The following is a 12,890-nucleotide window of genomic DNA, read 5'->3' as shown; positions in this document are numbered from 1 at the left end:
GCTCCGAATTGGGTGGCGCGGCCAGGATCGGGCCGCGCCACGCGGCCGGTCAATCCTCCTGGATGCCGGCGGCGCGCGCCACGCGTGTCCAGGTCTCCAGCTCATGCTTCAGGAAGGCGCCGAGCTCGGCCGGGCTGGTGGTGCGCACGGTCAGGCCGAGCTCGCGCATCCGCTGTGTTACCGCCGGTTCCGCGACCACGGCGCGGATATCGGTGTTGAGCTTCGCGATGATCGGCTCCGGCGTGCCGCCGCGCGAGAAGACCGCCTGCCACACGCTGACATCGAGACCTGGCATCACCGTCTCGGCGAGCGTCGGCACGTCCGGCAGGGATGGAATGCGGTCCTTCGTCGTCACCGCCAGCGGGCGTGCCTTGCCGGTCTGGATCAGCGGCATCGCCTCCAGCCCGTTGACGATCATGCTCTCCACCTGGCCGGAGATCAGCGCCTGGCCGGCCGGCGCGCCGCCGCGGAACGGCACATGCACCACATCGATGCCGAGCTGCTGCTTCATCAGCTCGAAGGCGTAGCGCTGCCCGGTGGAGGCGCCGGCCGAGGCGAAGTTCAGCGCGCCCGGCCGTGCCCGCGCGAGCGCGACGAACTCCTGCACCGTGCGCGCCGGAACGGACTCATGCACGATCAGCACGTTGGAGATGGTGCCGAGCAGGGTGATCGGCGCCAGATCCTTCTCCACATCATATGGCATGCGCCGGCGACCGGCCGCGGCGATGGGCAGCGCGCTCGCCGCCAGCAGCAGCGTGTAGCCGTCGGGCGCGGATTGCGTGACGGCGCTGGTGCCGATGATGCCGTCACCGCCGGCGCGGTTGTCCACCACGACGGACTGGCCCCATTTCTCCTGCAGCCGCGCCGCGATCAGCCGCGCGGTGATGTCGGTGGAGCCGCCGGGCGGGAAGGGGACCACGATGCGCACGGGGCGGGCGGGATAGGCCTGGGCTGCGGCGCCTTTCGCCGCGAGGCCGAGCAGGAATGGGGTCGCAAGGACCGCACGCCGGGACTGCATCCGTTCTTCCTCCCTCCGATCAGGTCTGCATTGTGGCGCGCAGAAGCGTCGCAGCGTCAACCGGGCGCCGATCAGTGCTGCGAAGCGAGGAAGGCCTCCACCTCCGCGCGGCGCGGGATCGGCGCGACCGCGCCATAGCCGCGGGTGGAGAGCGCCGCCGCCGCATTGGCGTAGCGCGCGGCATCGGCCCAGCCCGCGCCATCGAGGTGGCGCGCGAGGAAGGCGCCGGCGAAGGTGTCGCCCGCCCCCGTGGCATCCACAGCCTCGACCCGGAAACCAGGGATGCGTTGCCGATCCTGGCGCGTCGCCATCAGCACGCCCTCAGGGCCGAGCTTCAGCAGCACGCGCGGGCAGAGCGCCAGGTAGAAATCGGCAATGGCGTCCGCGTCCGTAAGGCCGGTCAGCGCCTGCGCGTCGTCGAAGGACGGGAAGACGATGCCGGCCACCGCCGCCGCGGCGTGGATGCAGGCGCGGGCACGCGCCAGCGGCCACAGGCGCAGGCGCAGATTGGTGTCGAGGCTTATCATCGCGCCGGCCTCGCGCGCGATCTCCATCGCGCGGAACGCGGCATCGCAGGACGCGTCGGAGATGCCCAGCGTGATGCCCGACAGGTGCAGCACCTTCGCTGCGCGGATGGCGGCTTCGGGCAGCGCCTCCGGTCCCAGAAGCGCGGCGGCGCTGCCCTTGCGATGGAAGGTGAAGTGATGGCCGGCCTCGTCATGCGTGATGAAATAGATGCCGGTCGGCGCAGCGGCGTTGGTCGCCACGGCGCCATCCCCCACCCCCTCCTCGCGCCACAATGCCCGAAAGGCCTCGCCAGCGCGGTCGGCGCCGAGCGCCGTCAGCATGCCCGCCTTCGCGCCGCTGCGCGCGGCGGCGATGGCGGCGTTGGAGGCGTCGCCCCCGAAGCCCTCGAGATACAGCCGGCGCCCCGATCCGTCGGGCGGCAACTGGCTGAACTCCAGCATCGGCTCGCCCATGCAGAGGATCCCGCTCATGCCTGCATGATCCCGAGCACCTCGCGCGCGGCCTGTTCGACCGTCGCGCGGTCGCCGCGCGCCAGCAAACCCTCATCCACCAGCTTCCCGCCAATGCCGACGAAGGACGCGCCGGCCGCGAAGTAGTCGGGCGCGGTGCGCGCATCGACGCCGCCGGTCGGGCAGAACGCGACATCGGGGAAGACCGAGCGCAGCGCCTTGATATGCGCCGGTCCCCCGGCCGAGGACGCCGGGAAGATCTTCACGGCATCGGCACCCGCGGCCAGCGCGGCGCGCACCTCGGTCGGCGTCATGGCGCCAAGCAGCGTGCAGGCGCCGGCGGCCTTCGCGGCCTGCGCGACGGCGGCGTCGACCCAGGGCGCGACGAGGAACTGCGCGCCGGCGGTCAGGCAGGCCTCGGCGGCTGCGCGGTCCGGCACCGTCCCGGCGCCCACCAGCAGCGCGGGATCGGCTGCAAGGCGCCGGATCAGTCCCGGTGCGTCCGGCACCGTCATCGTGATCTCGAAGACGGTGATGCCGACGCCGCGCAGCCATTCCACGGCACGCTCGGCGAGTTCGGGGCGGGTGGTGCGCACCACCGGTACGATGCGGGCGGCTGCGAGGCGCGGGATGAGAGGATGCATGGCGTCGATAACTCCTGGCCGTCTCAGCCTTCGGTGCGGGCCTCGGCGATGCGCCGCAGCCTGGCTGCGGCGGCGGGCGGGGCGAGTGCGGCGGCTGCGGCAGCCATCGCCTCGGCCAATGCGAAAGGCAACAGGGCAGCGGGGTCGCCCGGACCGGCCTCGCTGTGCAGCACGCAGGGAAGGATGAGGGAAGCCGCCATCGCCACGGGCGAGGCCGGCCGCGTGATCGCGATCACCGAAGCGCCGCCGGCTGCCGCCAGCCGCGCCGCGACCAGCAGGTCACGCTCTGTGCCCATGGGGGAGAAGCAGACGGCGACGCCTTCGGCTTCCAGCCCGATCGCGGCTTCGCGTTGTCGCGCCGCGTCGGATCGCGCGACCACACCGCGGCAGAGGCCTGCGAGGGCGGCCTCGAGATGGCAGGCGGGCGCGAAGGCGGCACCGCTGCCCCAGATCTCGACCCGCGTGGCGAGAAGCAGCGCCAGCGCGGCACGCGCGAGCAGGTCACGGTCAAGCGCCTGGCGCGCGGCACTCAGGGTCGCAAGGCCGGACTCCAGCGCCGCGATCCCGGCCTCGCCGGCCGGCATGCCCGGCTCGATCCGCCGCGGCGCCGGCGCGGGGCCCGCCGCCTGGTCGCGCACCACGGCCAGGCGCAGCCCGGAAAAGCCATCCAGACCCAGGGCGCGGCAGAAGCGAATGACGGTGGGCTCGGAAACGCCGGCGGCGCGGGCCACGGAGGCCACCGTCGCCTCCGGCACGGCCCCCGGATCCGCAGCGACGAACTCGGCAACCCGGCGCTCGGCCGGGGTCAGTCGGTCCAGCACTTCGGCGATCCGCTCGCGCACCGGGTGTCCTCCTCGATTCGGAGGGTAGCCCCGCGCGCGGCGGAGCGCAGCCGGTCAGCGCCGTGCCGTCGCTTCCATCAGTGCCGCGGTCGCCATCAGCTCCGCCGAGGCGGCGCGGGCGCGATCGGCTTCCTGCGCCGCTTCCGCGAGCGCGCTGCGGAAGGATTGCGTCCGCGCATCGAGGCCGGCGACAGCCCCGCCCAGCGCGCCGATCTGGTTCCGGAACGCGGCCACGGCTTCGCTCTGCTCGTTTATCGCGACCTCAAGCTGGCGCAGTGCTCGGCGCAGACGGCTGGCCGGCGTGTCGGGAAAGGCGATCAGCGCGGCCTCGGGGATCTCGGCGGCGTCTTGGGGCATGGGCGGCTCCGTCGTTAACAGGAGCCTAACACGAAGGTCTTTTTTGAGACAATCCCCAGAAGATCCCTATACGACCAGAGAAGCGAGAAACATCGCGCCGCTTGCGCCGGCCGAGAGGAGCCAGCGCAGCCGCAGGTAGTGCCACGGCACAAGACCGGCCCGGGCCCCGAGGGTCTCCAACACCGCCGTCGCAAGGATGCCCAGGGCGAGCAGCACCAGCCCCGCCTGGAGCGGCGGCACCACCAGCGCAACCCAGGCGAGCAGCGCGGGCAACACGCCAAGAGCGTAGCGCGCCGTGCCCGCGCCCTGTTCCGAGGCCGGCGCGCGGAGCGCCAGGCCCCAATGCACGGCGCCCAGGAAGGCCAGGATGGTTGCGCCATAGGCGGCAAGTGCCGGCGCTGCCGGTGGCCAGCCGGCCCATGCCGCGATTGCCAGGCCCATGAACGGGATCAGACCGGCCGTGCCGAGCAGGCGCGCCGGGGCAGGGGGGAGGGGTTCTGTCATGGCCCGGATGTTTCCCCGCGGGCACCGGGCGCAAGGCCCGGCGTTTCCCTGCAGCCCGCCTGTCGCTACATGCAGGGGCACCGCATCCCTCGGAGACGCTTCCCCGCATGGCCATGGGCCTCGAGATCCTGCTGATCCTGCTGCTTGTGCTGCTGAACGGCGCCTTCGCGATGAGCGAACTGGCGATCGTCTCGGCACGCCGCCTCCGCCTGCAGGCGATGCAGCGCCGGGGCAGCGCCGGGGCCGCGGCGGCAATCGCGCTTGCCGATGATCCGCAGCGATTCCTGCCGACCGTGCAGGTGGGCATCACCCTGGTCGGGATCCTCGCCGGTGCCTTCGGCGGCGCCCGGCTCTCGGGAGGCATTGGCGAGTTGCTGGCGGAGATCCCGGGGCTGGAGCGCTTCGCCTCGGAGATCGCCTTCACCCTGGTGGTGGTGCTGATCACCTACCTTTCACTGATCCTCGGCGAGCTGGTGCCGAAGCAGCTTGCGCTGCGTCAGCCCGAGCGCATCGCCGTGCTGGTCGCGCGGCCGCTGTCCTGGCTCTCTCGCGCCACGGGCCCGGTGGTGTGGCTGCTCTCCACCTCCTCCGCCGCGGTGCTGCGCCTGTTCGGCCGGCACGACCCCGCCGACCAGGCGGTGACGGAGGAGGAGGTGAAGGCGGTGGTCGCGGAGGGCGCCACCTCCGGCGCCATCGAGACCGAAGAGCGGCAGATGATCGAGCGCGTGCTGCGCCTGGCGGACAAGCCGGTGCGCGCGCTGATGACGCCGCGCAACGAGCTGGAATGGATCGACCGCACCGCACCGCCGGAGGATGTCGCGGCGCGGCTGCGCGCCTCCAACGTCACCCGTTTCGTCGTGGCCGACGGGCGCGTGGACAACGTGGTCGGCGTGGTCGCCGCGAAGGACCTGCTCGACCAGATCCTGGAAGGTGCGCCGCTGTCGGTGCCGGCGGCGATGCGCCAGCCGCTGGTGCTGCCGGACACGCTCTCCGCGCTGGACGCGCTGGAGCGGATGCGCGGCGATCCCATCGGCATGGCGCTGGTGCTGGATGAATACGGCAGCTTCGAGGGCGTGGTGACGGCCTCCGACCTGCTCGAGGCCATCGTCGGTGAGCTGGGCGTGCCCGAGCCTTCGGAATCGCAGCCCGCGGTGACGCGCCATGACGGCAGCCTGCTGCTGGACGGCATGATGGCGAGCGACGAGCTGAAGGCGCGGCTCGACCTCCCGGACCTGCCGCGCGAAGGCACCTATCACACGGTTGCCGGCCTGATGCTGGCGCTGCTGCAGCGCGTGCCGAAGGAGGGCGACCGTATCGTCTGGGCCGGCTGGCGCTTCGAGATCGTGGACATGGATGGCCGGCGCATCGACAAGGTGCTGGCCGTGAAGGAAGAGGTGGCGGAGGCGGGGCTGGCGGCGCCGGTGCGCTGAGCCCGGCGCCTCCGGCTGTCAGCTGCCGTTCGCGTGCGACTTGGCGATCGGCGCCACGAATTGCGGCTCGGTGTCCCAGGGGAACAGGATCCAGGTGTCCTGGCTCACTTCCGTGATGAAGGTGTCCACCTGCGGCTTGCCGGCGGGCTTCGCATAGACCGTCGCGAAATGGGCCTTCGGCAGCAGCGCGCGGATGACCCTGGCGGTTGTCCCGGTGTCCACCAGGTCGTCGACGATCAGCCAGTTCTCGCCCTTGGCGTCCAGCGCCGCCGCGGGCGGCTTCACCACCTTGGGCTCGCCGCGCTTTTCCTCATCGTAGGTGACGATGGAGACGGTCTCGATCAGGCGGCATTCCAGCTCGCGCGAGATGATCGCGCAAGGGATCAGGCCGCCGCGGGTGATGGCGACCATGCCGGCATAGGGGCCCTTGTCCACCAGCCGCCAGGCCAGCGCCTTGGCGTCGCGGTGCAGCTGGTCCCAGGTGACGGTGTAGTAGCGGATGGCCATGCGGGTCCCCTTGGTCAGCCCTCAAGCCGCGCGTCGCCGGCAGCCCGCATCAGCGGGCTGAGGCCGCGAATGCGGCCCGCGGCTCGTGCCGCGAAGCCAAGGCCGCGGATGCGGCCGCCCGGCGTCTGAGGGCACAAGAAATCCATCAAAACATCTTCGCGCCGTCGGGCACCTTCAGGTCGGGGCGGAGCAGCACCACCGCCCCGTTCTCGTCCGGCAGGCCGAGCACCAGGACCTGGCTCTCGAAGCCGGCGATGCGGCGGGGCGCGAAATTGACCACGGCCATCACCTGGCGGCCGATCAGCCGGTCCGGCGTGTAGTGGACGGTGAGCTGGGCAGAGGATTGCCGCACGCCGATGCCCTCGCCGAACTCCACCCAAAGCTTGATCGCGGGCTTGCGGGCCTCGGGGAAGGGCTGGGCATCCACCACCGTGCCCACGCGGATGTCCACCCGCTCGAAATCGGCATAGGCGATCTGGTCCATGGCGCGTCATAGCCCGGGGCGCGGCAGCTTGGAACAGCCGGCGGCGGGCCTTGCGCCCGGGCGGCGCGCGGTTCATTCACCCGCGCGAAGACGCCCGAGGAACGCCGATGAGCCTGCCCGTCACGCCGAGCTTCCGCCTGGATGGGCAGCGCGCGCTGGTGACCGGGGCGAGCAAGGGCATCGGCCGCGCCGCCGCAGTGGCGTTGGCGGAGGCCGGCGCCGCGGTGGTGCTTGCCGCACGGACCCTGGCGGAGATGGAGGAGACCGCGGCCGAACTCCGCGCCGCGGGGCATCAGGCCAGGGCGGTCCGGCTTGACGTCACCGACCGCGCGGCGGTGCGTGCCGCGGTGGCCGCCGAGGGGCCGTTCCAGGTGTTGGTCAACAACGCCGGCACCAATATCCGCGAGCCCTTCCTGGAACTTAAGGACGCCTCGGTGGATGCGCTGCTGGATCTGAACCTGCGGGCGATGTTCACCACCGCCCAGGCCGTGGCGCAGGGCATGGTCGCGGCCGGGATCCAGGGCTCGATCATCAACCTGTCCTCGGTCAACGGCCATGTCGCCGGCAGCAACCGCAGCGTCTATTCCGCGACCAAGCACGGCGTGGAGGGCATGACCAAGGCGATGGCCTTCGAGCTCGGCCCGCACGGCATCCGCGTGAACGCCATCGCGCCCGGCTTCGTGGAGACCCCGCTGACGAAGCCCGTGCTGGACGACGAGAGGTTCCGCGCGCGCGTGGTGCGCGCGATGCCGCTTGGGCGCGTGATGACCGTGGAGGACATCATGGGCGCCGTGGTGTTCCTGGCCGCCCCGGTCAGCAGCATGGTCACGGGGCTGAGCCTTGTGATCGATGGTGGAACCTTGACCCACTGAAACACGGGCGCGTGCCCTGGATGAGTGCGCGCGGCCCCCACCCTGGCCCTCCCCCGCAAGCGGGGGAGGGGATTGTCTCCGAGGAAGCACGATGAAGCGCGATTTCCACGCACCCGGCCGCAGCGCCGTCTATGCCGCGAACGGGATGGCGGCAACCTCCATGCCGCAGGCGACGCTTGCCGCGCTCGACATCCTCCGCGCCGGCGGGAACGCGCTGGATGCCGCCATCGCCGCCGCGGCCGTGCTGGCGGTGGTGGAGCCGCAATCCACCGGCATCGGCGGCGATTGTTTCTGCCTCTATGCGCCCGCTGGAACGGGCAAGGTGATCGCGATCAACGGCTCCGGCCGGGCGCCGCGCGGCGCGACGCCGCAGGCGCTGCGGGCTGCCGGCCTCACCCAGATGGAACCGCTCTCGCCGCATTCCGTCACCGTGCCCGGCGCGGTCTCCGCCTGGGCGGCGCTGAACAAGGCGCATGGGCGCAAGGGGCTGAACGAGCTGCTGCAGCCGGCCATCCGCTACGCGGAGGACGGCTTCTTCGTCTCCGCCCGCGTCGCCAGCGACTGGGCCTCATCGGTCGGCAAGCTGTCGAAGCATGCCGGCGCGGCGCGGCACTTCCTGAAGGACGGCGAGGCCTTCGGGCTCGGCGACCGCTTCGTGCAGCCGGCGCTCGGCGCCACGCTGCGCGCCATCGCCAAGGGCGGCGCCAAGGCCTTCTACGAGGGCGCGGTCGCCGCCGACATCGTGGCCACGCTGCGCGAGGCCGGCGGCACCCATACCGAGGAGGATTTCGCCCGCGGCGCCACCGTGGCCGACTTCGTGGAGCCGATCCGCCGCGCCTGGCGCGGCATGGAGGTGTATCAGTGCCCGCCCAACGGATCGGGCCTGCTGGTGCTGATGATCCTCGGCATGATCGAGCGGCTGGGCACGGCGGAGGGCGGCTTCCTCTCGGTGGAGCGGATGCACCGCCACATCGAGGCCGCGCGGCTCGCCTATCGCGACCGCGATGCCTTCCTCGCCGACCCCACCCAGGTCGAGGTGCCCGTCGGCAAGCTGACCTCCGACACCTATCTGGAGAAGCTGGCCGGTCTGATCCGCGACGACCGCGCCATGGCGGAGATGCCGCCGGCGGGCCAGGCGGATTGGGCGAAGCACAAGGACACCGTCTATCTCTGCGTCGTGGACCGCGACGGCAATGCGTGCTCCTTCATCAACTCGCTCTTCGAGGGCTTCGGCAGCGGCATCCTGGCGGAGAAGTCGGGCGTGATGCTGCAGAACCGCGGCTACGGCTTCCGCCTGCAGGAGGGCCACCCGAACTGCATCGCGCCGGACAAGCGGCCGATGCACACCATCATCCCGGGCATGGTGATGCAGGGTGGCCAGGCCATCATGCCCTTCGGCGTGATGGGCGGGCATTTCCAGCCGATGGGGCAGACCTGGTTCCTCGCCAACCACTTCGAATACGGGCTGGACGTGCAGGAGGCGCTCGACGCGCCGCGCCTGTTCCCGCGCCTGGGCAAGGTGCAGATCGAGCGCGGCATCCCGCACGCCGCGATCGACCGGCTGAACCGCCTCGGCCATGAGTGCGAGCTGATCGACAAGCCGCATGGCGGCGGCCAGGCGATCCTGATCGACCGCGCGCGCGGCTGCCTCGTCGGCGGTTCCGACCCGCGCAAGGATGGCTGCGCGCTGGGTTACTGACGGCGCTGATGCAAAGGGACCCCTCCGCATGACCGAACCCTGCGACCTCACCGCCGTCGCCGCCCGCCGCCTGATCGGCGCGCGCAAGCTGAGCCCGGTCGAGCTGCTGGAAAGCTGCCTCCGCCGCATCGGCCAAGTGAACCACGCGGTGAACGCGATGGTCGCGCTGGATGAGGATCGTGCCCGCGCCACGGCGAAGGCCGCCGAGCAGGCGGTGATGGCGGGCGAGAAACTCGGCCCGCTGCACGGCCTGCCCATCGGCATCAAGGACCTGGAGGAAACCAAGGGCCTGCGCACTACCTGGGGCAGCCCGCTTTTCGCCGAGCACATCCCCACGCGCGACGAGGCGATGGTGGCCAATCTGCGCGCGGCCGGCGCTGTCGTGGTGGGCAAGACCAACACGCCGGAATTCGGCGCCGGCGCGAACACCCGCAACCTGGTCTATGGCGCGACCGGCAATCCCTTCAACCCGAGCAAGTCCGCCGCCGGCTCCTCCGGCGGGTCGGGCGTGGCGCTGGCGACGGGGATGGTGCCGATCGCCTCCGGCAGCGACACCGGCGGCAGCTTGCGCAATCCCGCGGCGTTCAACGGCATCGTCGGCTTCCGCCCTTCGCCGGGCATGGTGCCGAGCGAGCGGCGCGGCCTCGGCTGGTCTAACCTGCCGGTGCTGGGACCGATGGCGCGCACCGCCGAGGATTGCGCGCTGCTGCTCTCCGCCATGGCGGATGACGATGCGCTCGATCCGCTGGCCTACACGCTGCCGGGCCGGGCCGTGCGCAAGGGCGATCGCGACCTGTTCCCGCCGATGCGGGTGGATCTTTCGGCGCTGCGCGTGGCCGCGACGCCGGATTTCGGCTTCGCACCGACGGAGAAGCATATTCGCACGGTATTCGCAGAGCGCGTCGCAAAACTGGAATCGATGTTCGGCCGCATCGCCCATGCCTCGCCCGACTGCGCCGGCAGCGACGAGGCCTTCGAGGTGCTGCGCGCCGCCAGCTTCCTGCAGGGCCATCTGGAGAAGGTGCGGAAGACCCCGGACATGGTTGGGCCGAATGTGCGCGCGAATGTCGAGGAGGGGCTGCGCTACAGCCTGGCCGACTATGCCCGCGCCGCGGCGGAGCAGACCCGGCTCTACCGCGTCTGGCAGGGCTTCTTCCGCGACCATGACGTGATCATCACGCCCGCCATCACGCTCAGCCCGCGCGACTGGCGTGAACTCTACCCGGCGGAGATCGACGGGCAGGCCACGCGCACCTACTACCACTGGCTGGCGATGGCCTATGCCGTCACGCTGGTCGGGCATCCCGCCATCAGCCTGCCGCTCGGCAAGGATCGCGCGGGCATGCCCTTCGGCCTTCAGATCGTCGGGCCGCGCGGCGGCGATGCCCTGGTGCTGGCGGTGGCTGCGGCGATCGAATTGGCGGTCGCGGGCGATGCGGAACTGGCGCGGCCAGTGCCGGACATCGCCGCGCTCGCGGCGGCGCGGCCGATCGCGGAGATGCCGGAATTCCGGACCTGGGGCTGAGCTACCAGCGGCGGTAGGGCCGGCCGTAGCCATAGGCCGGCCTGCCGTACCGATAGGCAGGCCGCCCATAATAGTAGTTGTTGTTGGTGTAGCGCGGCGGATTGGCGGCCGAGGCGATGGCAAGCCCCGCGATCGCCGCTCCGGCGCCTAGCGCCAGCGTGGCCGGCACATCCACCGTGCCGTCGGGATTGGTGCAGGCGCCCAGCACTACGGCGCCGGAGAGGGCAAGGGCGGGAAGCAGGCGCATCGTCGGTTCCTCCACGCCTGGCATCGTCGCGACACGGCGCGGCCCCCTTCGGGCGGGGTTGTGTCCGCAGCGCGTCGATTGCGGCGGCGCGGGGGCAGGCTCAGGCGCGACCGCCGGAGAAGGCGTTGAAGGTCTGCAGCGTGTAGGTGTCCTTGATGCCGGCCACGCTCTGGATGCGTTCCACCACGAACAGGCCGATATCCTCGTCCGTCTCCAGATAGAACTTGCCAAGCAGGTCGTACTGCCCGCTGATCGAGTGCATCTCCGACAATTGGGGGATGGTGTCGGCCATCTCGCGGGCGACGCGGTAGGCCTGCCCCATCTCGCACTTGATCATCACGAAGATCGCGCGCATCGCCTCTCGCTCCCGGAGCTTGCCCACACCACATTGGCGCTTGGGACCGCCGAGGGCTAGATCGCCGGGCGGCGTTACGTCTCGGGCACAGGGCGGCGGCGGCAGCGGCATAAAGCTTGCTTGGCCTGACGGGACCGGCCCCTAAGCGCGCCCATGCCACGGTTCGGTGCGTAACGCCGAACTGGCCCATCGCGCGGAGAAGCACGGCGTCGGTGCAGCATTTCGAGGCCATGGAAACAAATGGACACGTTTGAACCCTTGCCGGAACTTCGTTGACGCGCCAGAACAGCGGGGATCAGGACCGATCGAATGCGAACACTTCCCCAGCTTGCCATCCTGGCCCTCCTTGGGGGCCTGGGTGCCGCCTGGCACATCTATGGCGAGCAGTTCGGGCTTCCGCGGCCGCTCGCGCTCGTCGGGCTGGAGGCGGCTGCCCCCACGGGACCGCAGCGTGGCGGGGGCGGTGGGCCGGTAGGCGTCGTGGTGTCGCCCGTGCGGACCGGAACGGTGGTGGATCGCAGCGAGAGCGTGGGCACGGTGCGCGCCCGCGATGCGGTGACCATCACCACCAAGGTGACCGGCATCGTCCAGGCGATCCGCTTCCAGGAAGGCCAGAACGTCCAGGAAGGCGAGGTGCTGGTCGAGCTTGACGCCGCCGCCCTGCGCGCGGAGCTGGACCAGGCGCGCGCCCTGTTCGACGATGCCCGAAGCCAGCTCGTCCGCGGACGCGGACTGCAGCCCGGCCAGACCATCACCGCCCAGCGCCTCGAGACGCTGGAGGCGCTGACCCGCCAGGCCGAGGGTCGCGTGCGCCAGGCGCAGGCGAAGCTCGAGGAGCTGCGCGTCACTGCCCCCTTCAGCGGCCGCGTCGGCCTGCGCCAGGTGAGCGTGGGCGCGCTGGTGCAGCCCGGCACCGTGGTGACCACGCTGGACGACATCTCCCGCGTCCGGGTCGAGTTCGCCGTGCCCGAGGTCTATGTGGCGCGCGTGCGCGTCGGCAGCCCCGTGATCGCCCGCTCGGCCGCCTTCGGCGACCGTCGCTTCGAGGGGCGGGTCCTGGTGGTGGACACCAGGATCGACACCACCACGCGCACCGTCCGCGTGATCAGCGAGTTCGAGAACCCGCAGGAGGTCCTCAAGCCCGGCCTCTTCATGACGGTGGACATCGAGATGCAGCGCCGCGAGGATGCGATGCTGGTTGCGGAGGAAGCGCTCGACCCGCTCGGCGACCGCAACTTCGTCTTCGTCGTCCGCGACAACCGCGCCAAGCGCGTGGAGGTACGCCTCGGCCAGCGCCTGCAGGGCGAGGTGGAAGTGCTCTCCGGCGTGCGGGCCGGCGAGATGGTGGTGGTGCGCGGCATCCAGCGCCTGCGCAACGACGCGCCGGTGCGCGTGGTCGAAACCCTGACGCGGCCGACCTCCTGACCGG

The 12,890-nt window shown here is 71.3% G+C and carries 15 protein-coding genes; 5 read left to right on the top strand and 10 right to left on the bottom strand.

All coding sequences use genetic code 11. The annotated features are described in order from the left end of the window. Positions 1-49: 49 nt before the first annotated feature. The 6 genes from E4T13_RS04155 to E4T13_RS04130 form a co-directional block, all read right to left on the bottom strand. The gene (locus E4T13_RS04155) at positions 50-1,018 is read right to left on the bottom strand and encodes a tripartite tricarboxylate transporter substrate binding protein (protein WP_137176948.1); all 969 of its coding nucleotides are present in this window, start codon (positions 1,016-1,018) and stop codon (positions 50-52) included. Between the two features lie 71 nt (positions 1,019-1,089). Then, the gene (locus tag E4T13_RS04150; protein ID WP_137176947.1) at positions 1,090-2,016 is read right to left on the bottom strand and encodes a sugar kinase; all 927 of its coding nucleotides are present in this window, start codon (positions 2,014-2,016) and stop codon (positions 1,090-1,092) included. Continuing rightward, positions 2,013-2,639, bottom strand: coding sequence for a bifunctional 4-hydroxy-2-oxoglutarate aldolase/2-dehydro-3-deoxy-phosphogluconate aldolase (locus E4T13_RS04145; protein ID WP_137176946.1), 627 nt, complete (start codon positions 2,637-2,639; stop codon positions 2,013-2,015). Before E4T13_RS04145 ends, E4T13_RS04150 begins: the two co-directional genes overlap by 4 nt. A 23-nt stretch (positions 2,640-2,662) precedes the next feature. Continuing rightward, positions 2,663-3,481 (bottom strand): MurR/RpiR family transcriptional regulator, encoded by an 819-nt coding sequence (locus E4T13_RS04140; RefSeq protein WP_137176945.1) that lies wholly within the window; start codon positions 3,479-3,481, stop codon positions 2,663-2,665. A gap of 54 nt (positions 3,482-3,535) precedes the next feature. Further along, the gene (locus E4T13_RS04135) at positions 3,536-3,838 is read right to left on the bottom strand and encodes a hypothetical protein (RefSeq protein WP_137176944.1); all 303 of its coding nucleotides are present in this window, start codon (positions 3,836-3,838) and stop codon (positions 3,536-3,538) included. Between the two features lie 66 nt (positions 3,839-3,904). Beyond that, positions 3,905-4,342, bottom strand: a complete 438-nt coding sequence (locus E4T13_RS04130) for a DUF3429 domain-containing protein (RefSeq protein ID WP_137176943.1) — start codon at positions 4,340-4,342, stop codon at positions 3,905-3,907. A 113-nt stretch (positions 4,343-4,455) separates the two neighbouring features. Here E4T13_RS04130 and E4T13_RS04125 point away from each other — a divergent pair, with 113 nt between their 5' ends. Continuing rightward, on the top strand, positions 4,456-5,772 hold the full coding sequence (locus tag E4T13_RS04125; RefSeq protein WP_137177698.1) for a hemolysin family protein: 1,317 nt from the start codon (positions 4,456-4,458) through the stop codon (positions 5,770-5,772). Between the two features lie 18 nt (positions 5,773-5,790). Here the strand turns inward: E4T13_RS04125 and gpt are convergent, their stop codons facing one another. Together gpt and E4T13_RS04115 are read right to left on the bottom strand one after the other, a co-directional pair. Next, a complete protein-coding gene (gene gpt / locus E4T13_RS04120; RefSeq protein WP_137176942.1) occupies positions 5,791-6,279 on the bottom strand; it encodes a xanthine phosphoribosyltransferase in 489 nt (162 codons plus the stop codon). A gap of 145 nt (positions 6,280-6,424) precedes the next feature. After that, on the bottom strand, positions 6,425-6,763 hold the full coding sequence (locus tag E4T13_RS04115; RefSeq protein WP_137176941.1) for a tRNA-binding protein: 339 nt from the start codon (positions 6,761-6,763) through the stop codon (positions 6,425-6,427). A gap of 107 nt (positions 6,764-6,870) precedes the next feature. On the opposite strand from E4T13_RS04115, the gene E4T13_RS04110 reads away from it, so the two are divergent. From E4T13_RS04110 to E4T13_RS04100, 3 genes are all read left to right on the top strand, one after another. Continuing rightward, the gene (locus tag E4T13_RS04110) at positions 6,871-7,635 is read left to right on the top strand and encodes an SDR family NAD(P)-dependent oxidoreductase (RefSeq protein WP_137176940.1); all 765 of its coding nucleotides are present in this window, start codon (positions 6,871-6,873) and stop codon (positions 7,633-7,635) included. Between the two features lie 91 nt (positions 7,636-7,726). Next, positions 7,727-9,334: a gamma-glutamyltransferase gene (gene ggt, locus E4T13_RS04105; protein WP_240790980.1), complete on the top strand. Its 1,608-nt coding sequence runs from the start codon at positions 7,727-7,729 to the stop codon at positions 9,332-9,334. Between the two features lie 28 nt (positions 9,335-9,362). Next, positions 9,363-10,859: an amidase gene (locus E4T13_RS04100; protein WP_137176939.1), complete on the top strand. Its 1,497-nt coding sequence runs from the start codon at positions 9,363-9,365 to the stop codon at positions 10,857-10,859. A gap of 1 nt (position 10,860) precedes the next feature. Here the strand turns inward: E4T13_RS04100 and E4T13_RS04095 are convergent, their stop codons facing one another. Together E4T13_RS04095 and E4T13_RS04090 are read right to left on the bottom strand one after the other, a co-directional pair. Then, complete coding sequence (locus E4T13_RS04095; RefSeq protein ID WP_137176938.1) at positions 10,861-11,106, bottom strand: hypothetical protein; 246 nt, start codon at positions 11,104-11,106, stop codon at positions 10,861-10,863. Between the two features lie 100 nt (positions 11,107-11,206). Next, positions 11,207-11,461: an Lrp/AsnC ligand binding domain-containing protein gene (locus E4T13_RS04090; RefSeq protein ID WP_137176937.1), complete on the bottom strand. Its 255-nt coding sequence runs from the start codon at positions 11,459-11,461 to the stop codon at positions 11,207-11,209. Positions 11,462-11,770: 309 nt separating this feature from the next. Between E4T13_RS04090 and E4T13_RS04085 the strand changes: the two genes are divergently transcribed. After that, positions 11,771-12,886 carry an efflux RND transporter periplasmic adaptor subunit gene (locus E4T13_RS04085; RefSeq protein WP_137176936.1) on the top strand — a complete coding sequence of 372 codons (1,116 nt, stop codon included), beginning with the start codon at positions 11,771-11,773 and terminating at the stop codon, positions 12,884-12,886. The last annotated feature ends 4 nt before the right edge of the window (positions 12,887-12,890 follow it).

This window comes from Roseomonas sp. AR75, assembly GCF_005222815.1.
Classification (GTDB): domain Bacteria; phylum Pseudomonadota; class Alphaproteobacteria; order Acetobacterales; family Acetobacteraceae; genus Falsiroseomonas.
Note: the sequence above shows the minus strand (reverse complement) of the source record. Positions and strands in the feature narration are given on the sequence as shown.

Coding starts and splice junctions, on each gene's coding strand:
- E4T13_RS04090 (WP_137176937.1), bottom strand. CDS start 11,461: ATGCGCGCGATCTTCGTGATGATCAAGTGCGAGATGGGGCAGGCCTAC.
- E4T13_RS04110 (WP_137176940.1), top strand. CDS start 6,871: ATGAGCCTGCCCGTCACGCCGAGCTTCCGCCTGGATGGGCAGCGCGCG.
- E4T13_RS04130 (WP_137176943.1), bottom strand. CDS start 4,342: ATGACAGAACCCCTCCCCCCTGCCCCGGCGCGCCTGCTCGGCACGGCC.
- E4T13_RS04155 (WP_137176948.1), bottom strand. CDS start 1,018: ATGCAGTCCCGGCGTGCGGTCCTTGCGACCCCATTCCTGCTCGGCCTC.
- E4T13_RS04135 (WP_137176944.1), bottom strand. CDS start 3,838: ATGCCCCAAGACGCCGCCGAGATCCCCGAGGCCGCGCTGATCGCCTTT.
- E4T13_RS04085 (WP_137176936.1), top strand. CDS start 11,771: ATGCGAACACTTCCCCAGCTTGCCATCCTGGCCCTCCTTGGGGGCCTG.
- E4T13_RS04125 (WP_137177698.1), top strand. CDS start 4,456: ATGGGCCTCGAGATCCTGCTGATCCTGCTGCTTGTGCTGCTGAACGGC.
- E4T13_RS04150 (WP_137176947.1), bottom strand. CDS start 2,016: ATGAGCGGGATCCTCTGCATGGGCGAGCCGATGCTGGAGTTCAGCCAG.
- E4T13_RS04095 (WP_137176938.1), bottom strand. CDS start 11,106: ATGCGCCTGCTTCCCGCCCTTGCCCTCTCCGGCGCCGTAGTGCTGGGC.
- E4T13_RS04145 (WP_137176946.1), bottom strand. CDS start 2,639: ATGCATCCTCTCATCCCGCGCCTCGCAGCCGCCCGCATCGTACCGGTG.
- E4T13_RS04115 (WP_137176941.1), bottom strand. CDS start 6,763: ATGGACCAGATCGCCTATGCCGATTTCGAGCGGGTGGACATCCGCGTG.
- ggt (WP_240790980.1), top strand. CDS start 7,727: ATGAAGCGCGATTTCCACGCACCCGGCCGCAGCGCCGTCTATGCCGCG.
- E4T13_RS04100 (WP_137176939.1), top strand. CDS start 9,363: ATGACCGAACCCTGCGACCTCACCGCCGTCGCCGCCCGCCGCCTGATC.
- gpt (WP_137176942.1), bottom strand. CDS start 6,279: ATGGCCATCCGCTACTACACCGTCACCTGGGACCAGCTGCACCGCGAC.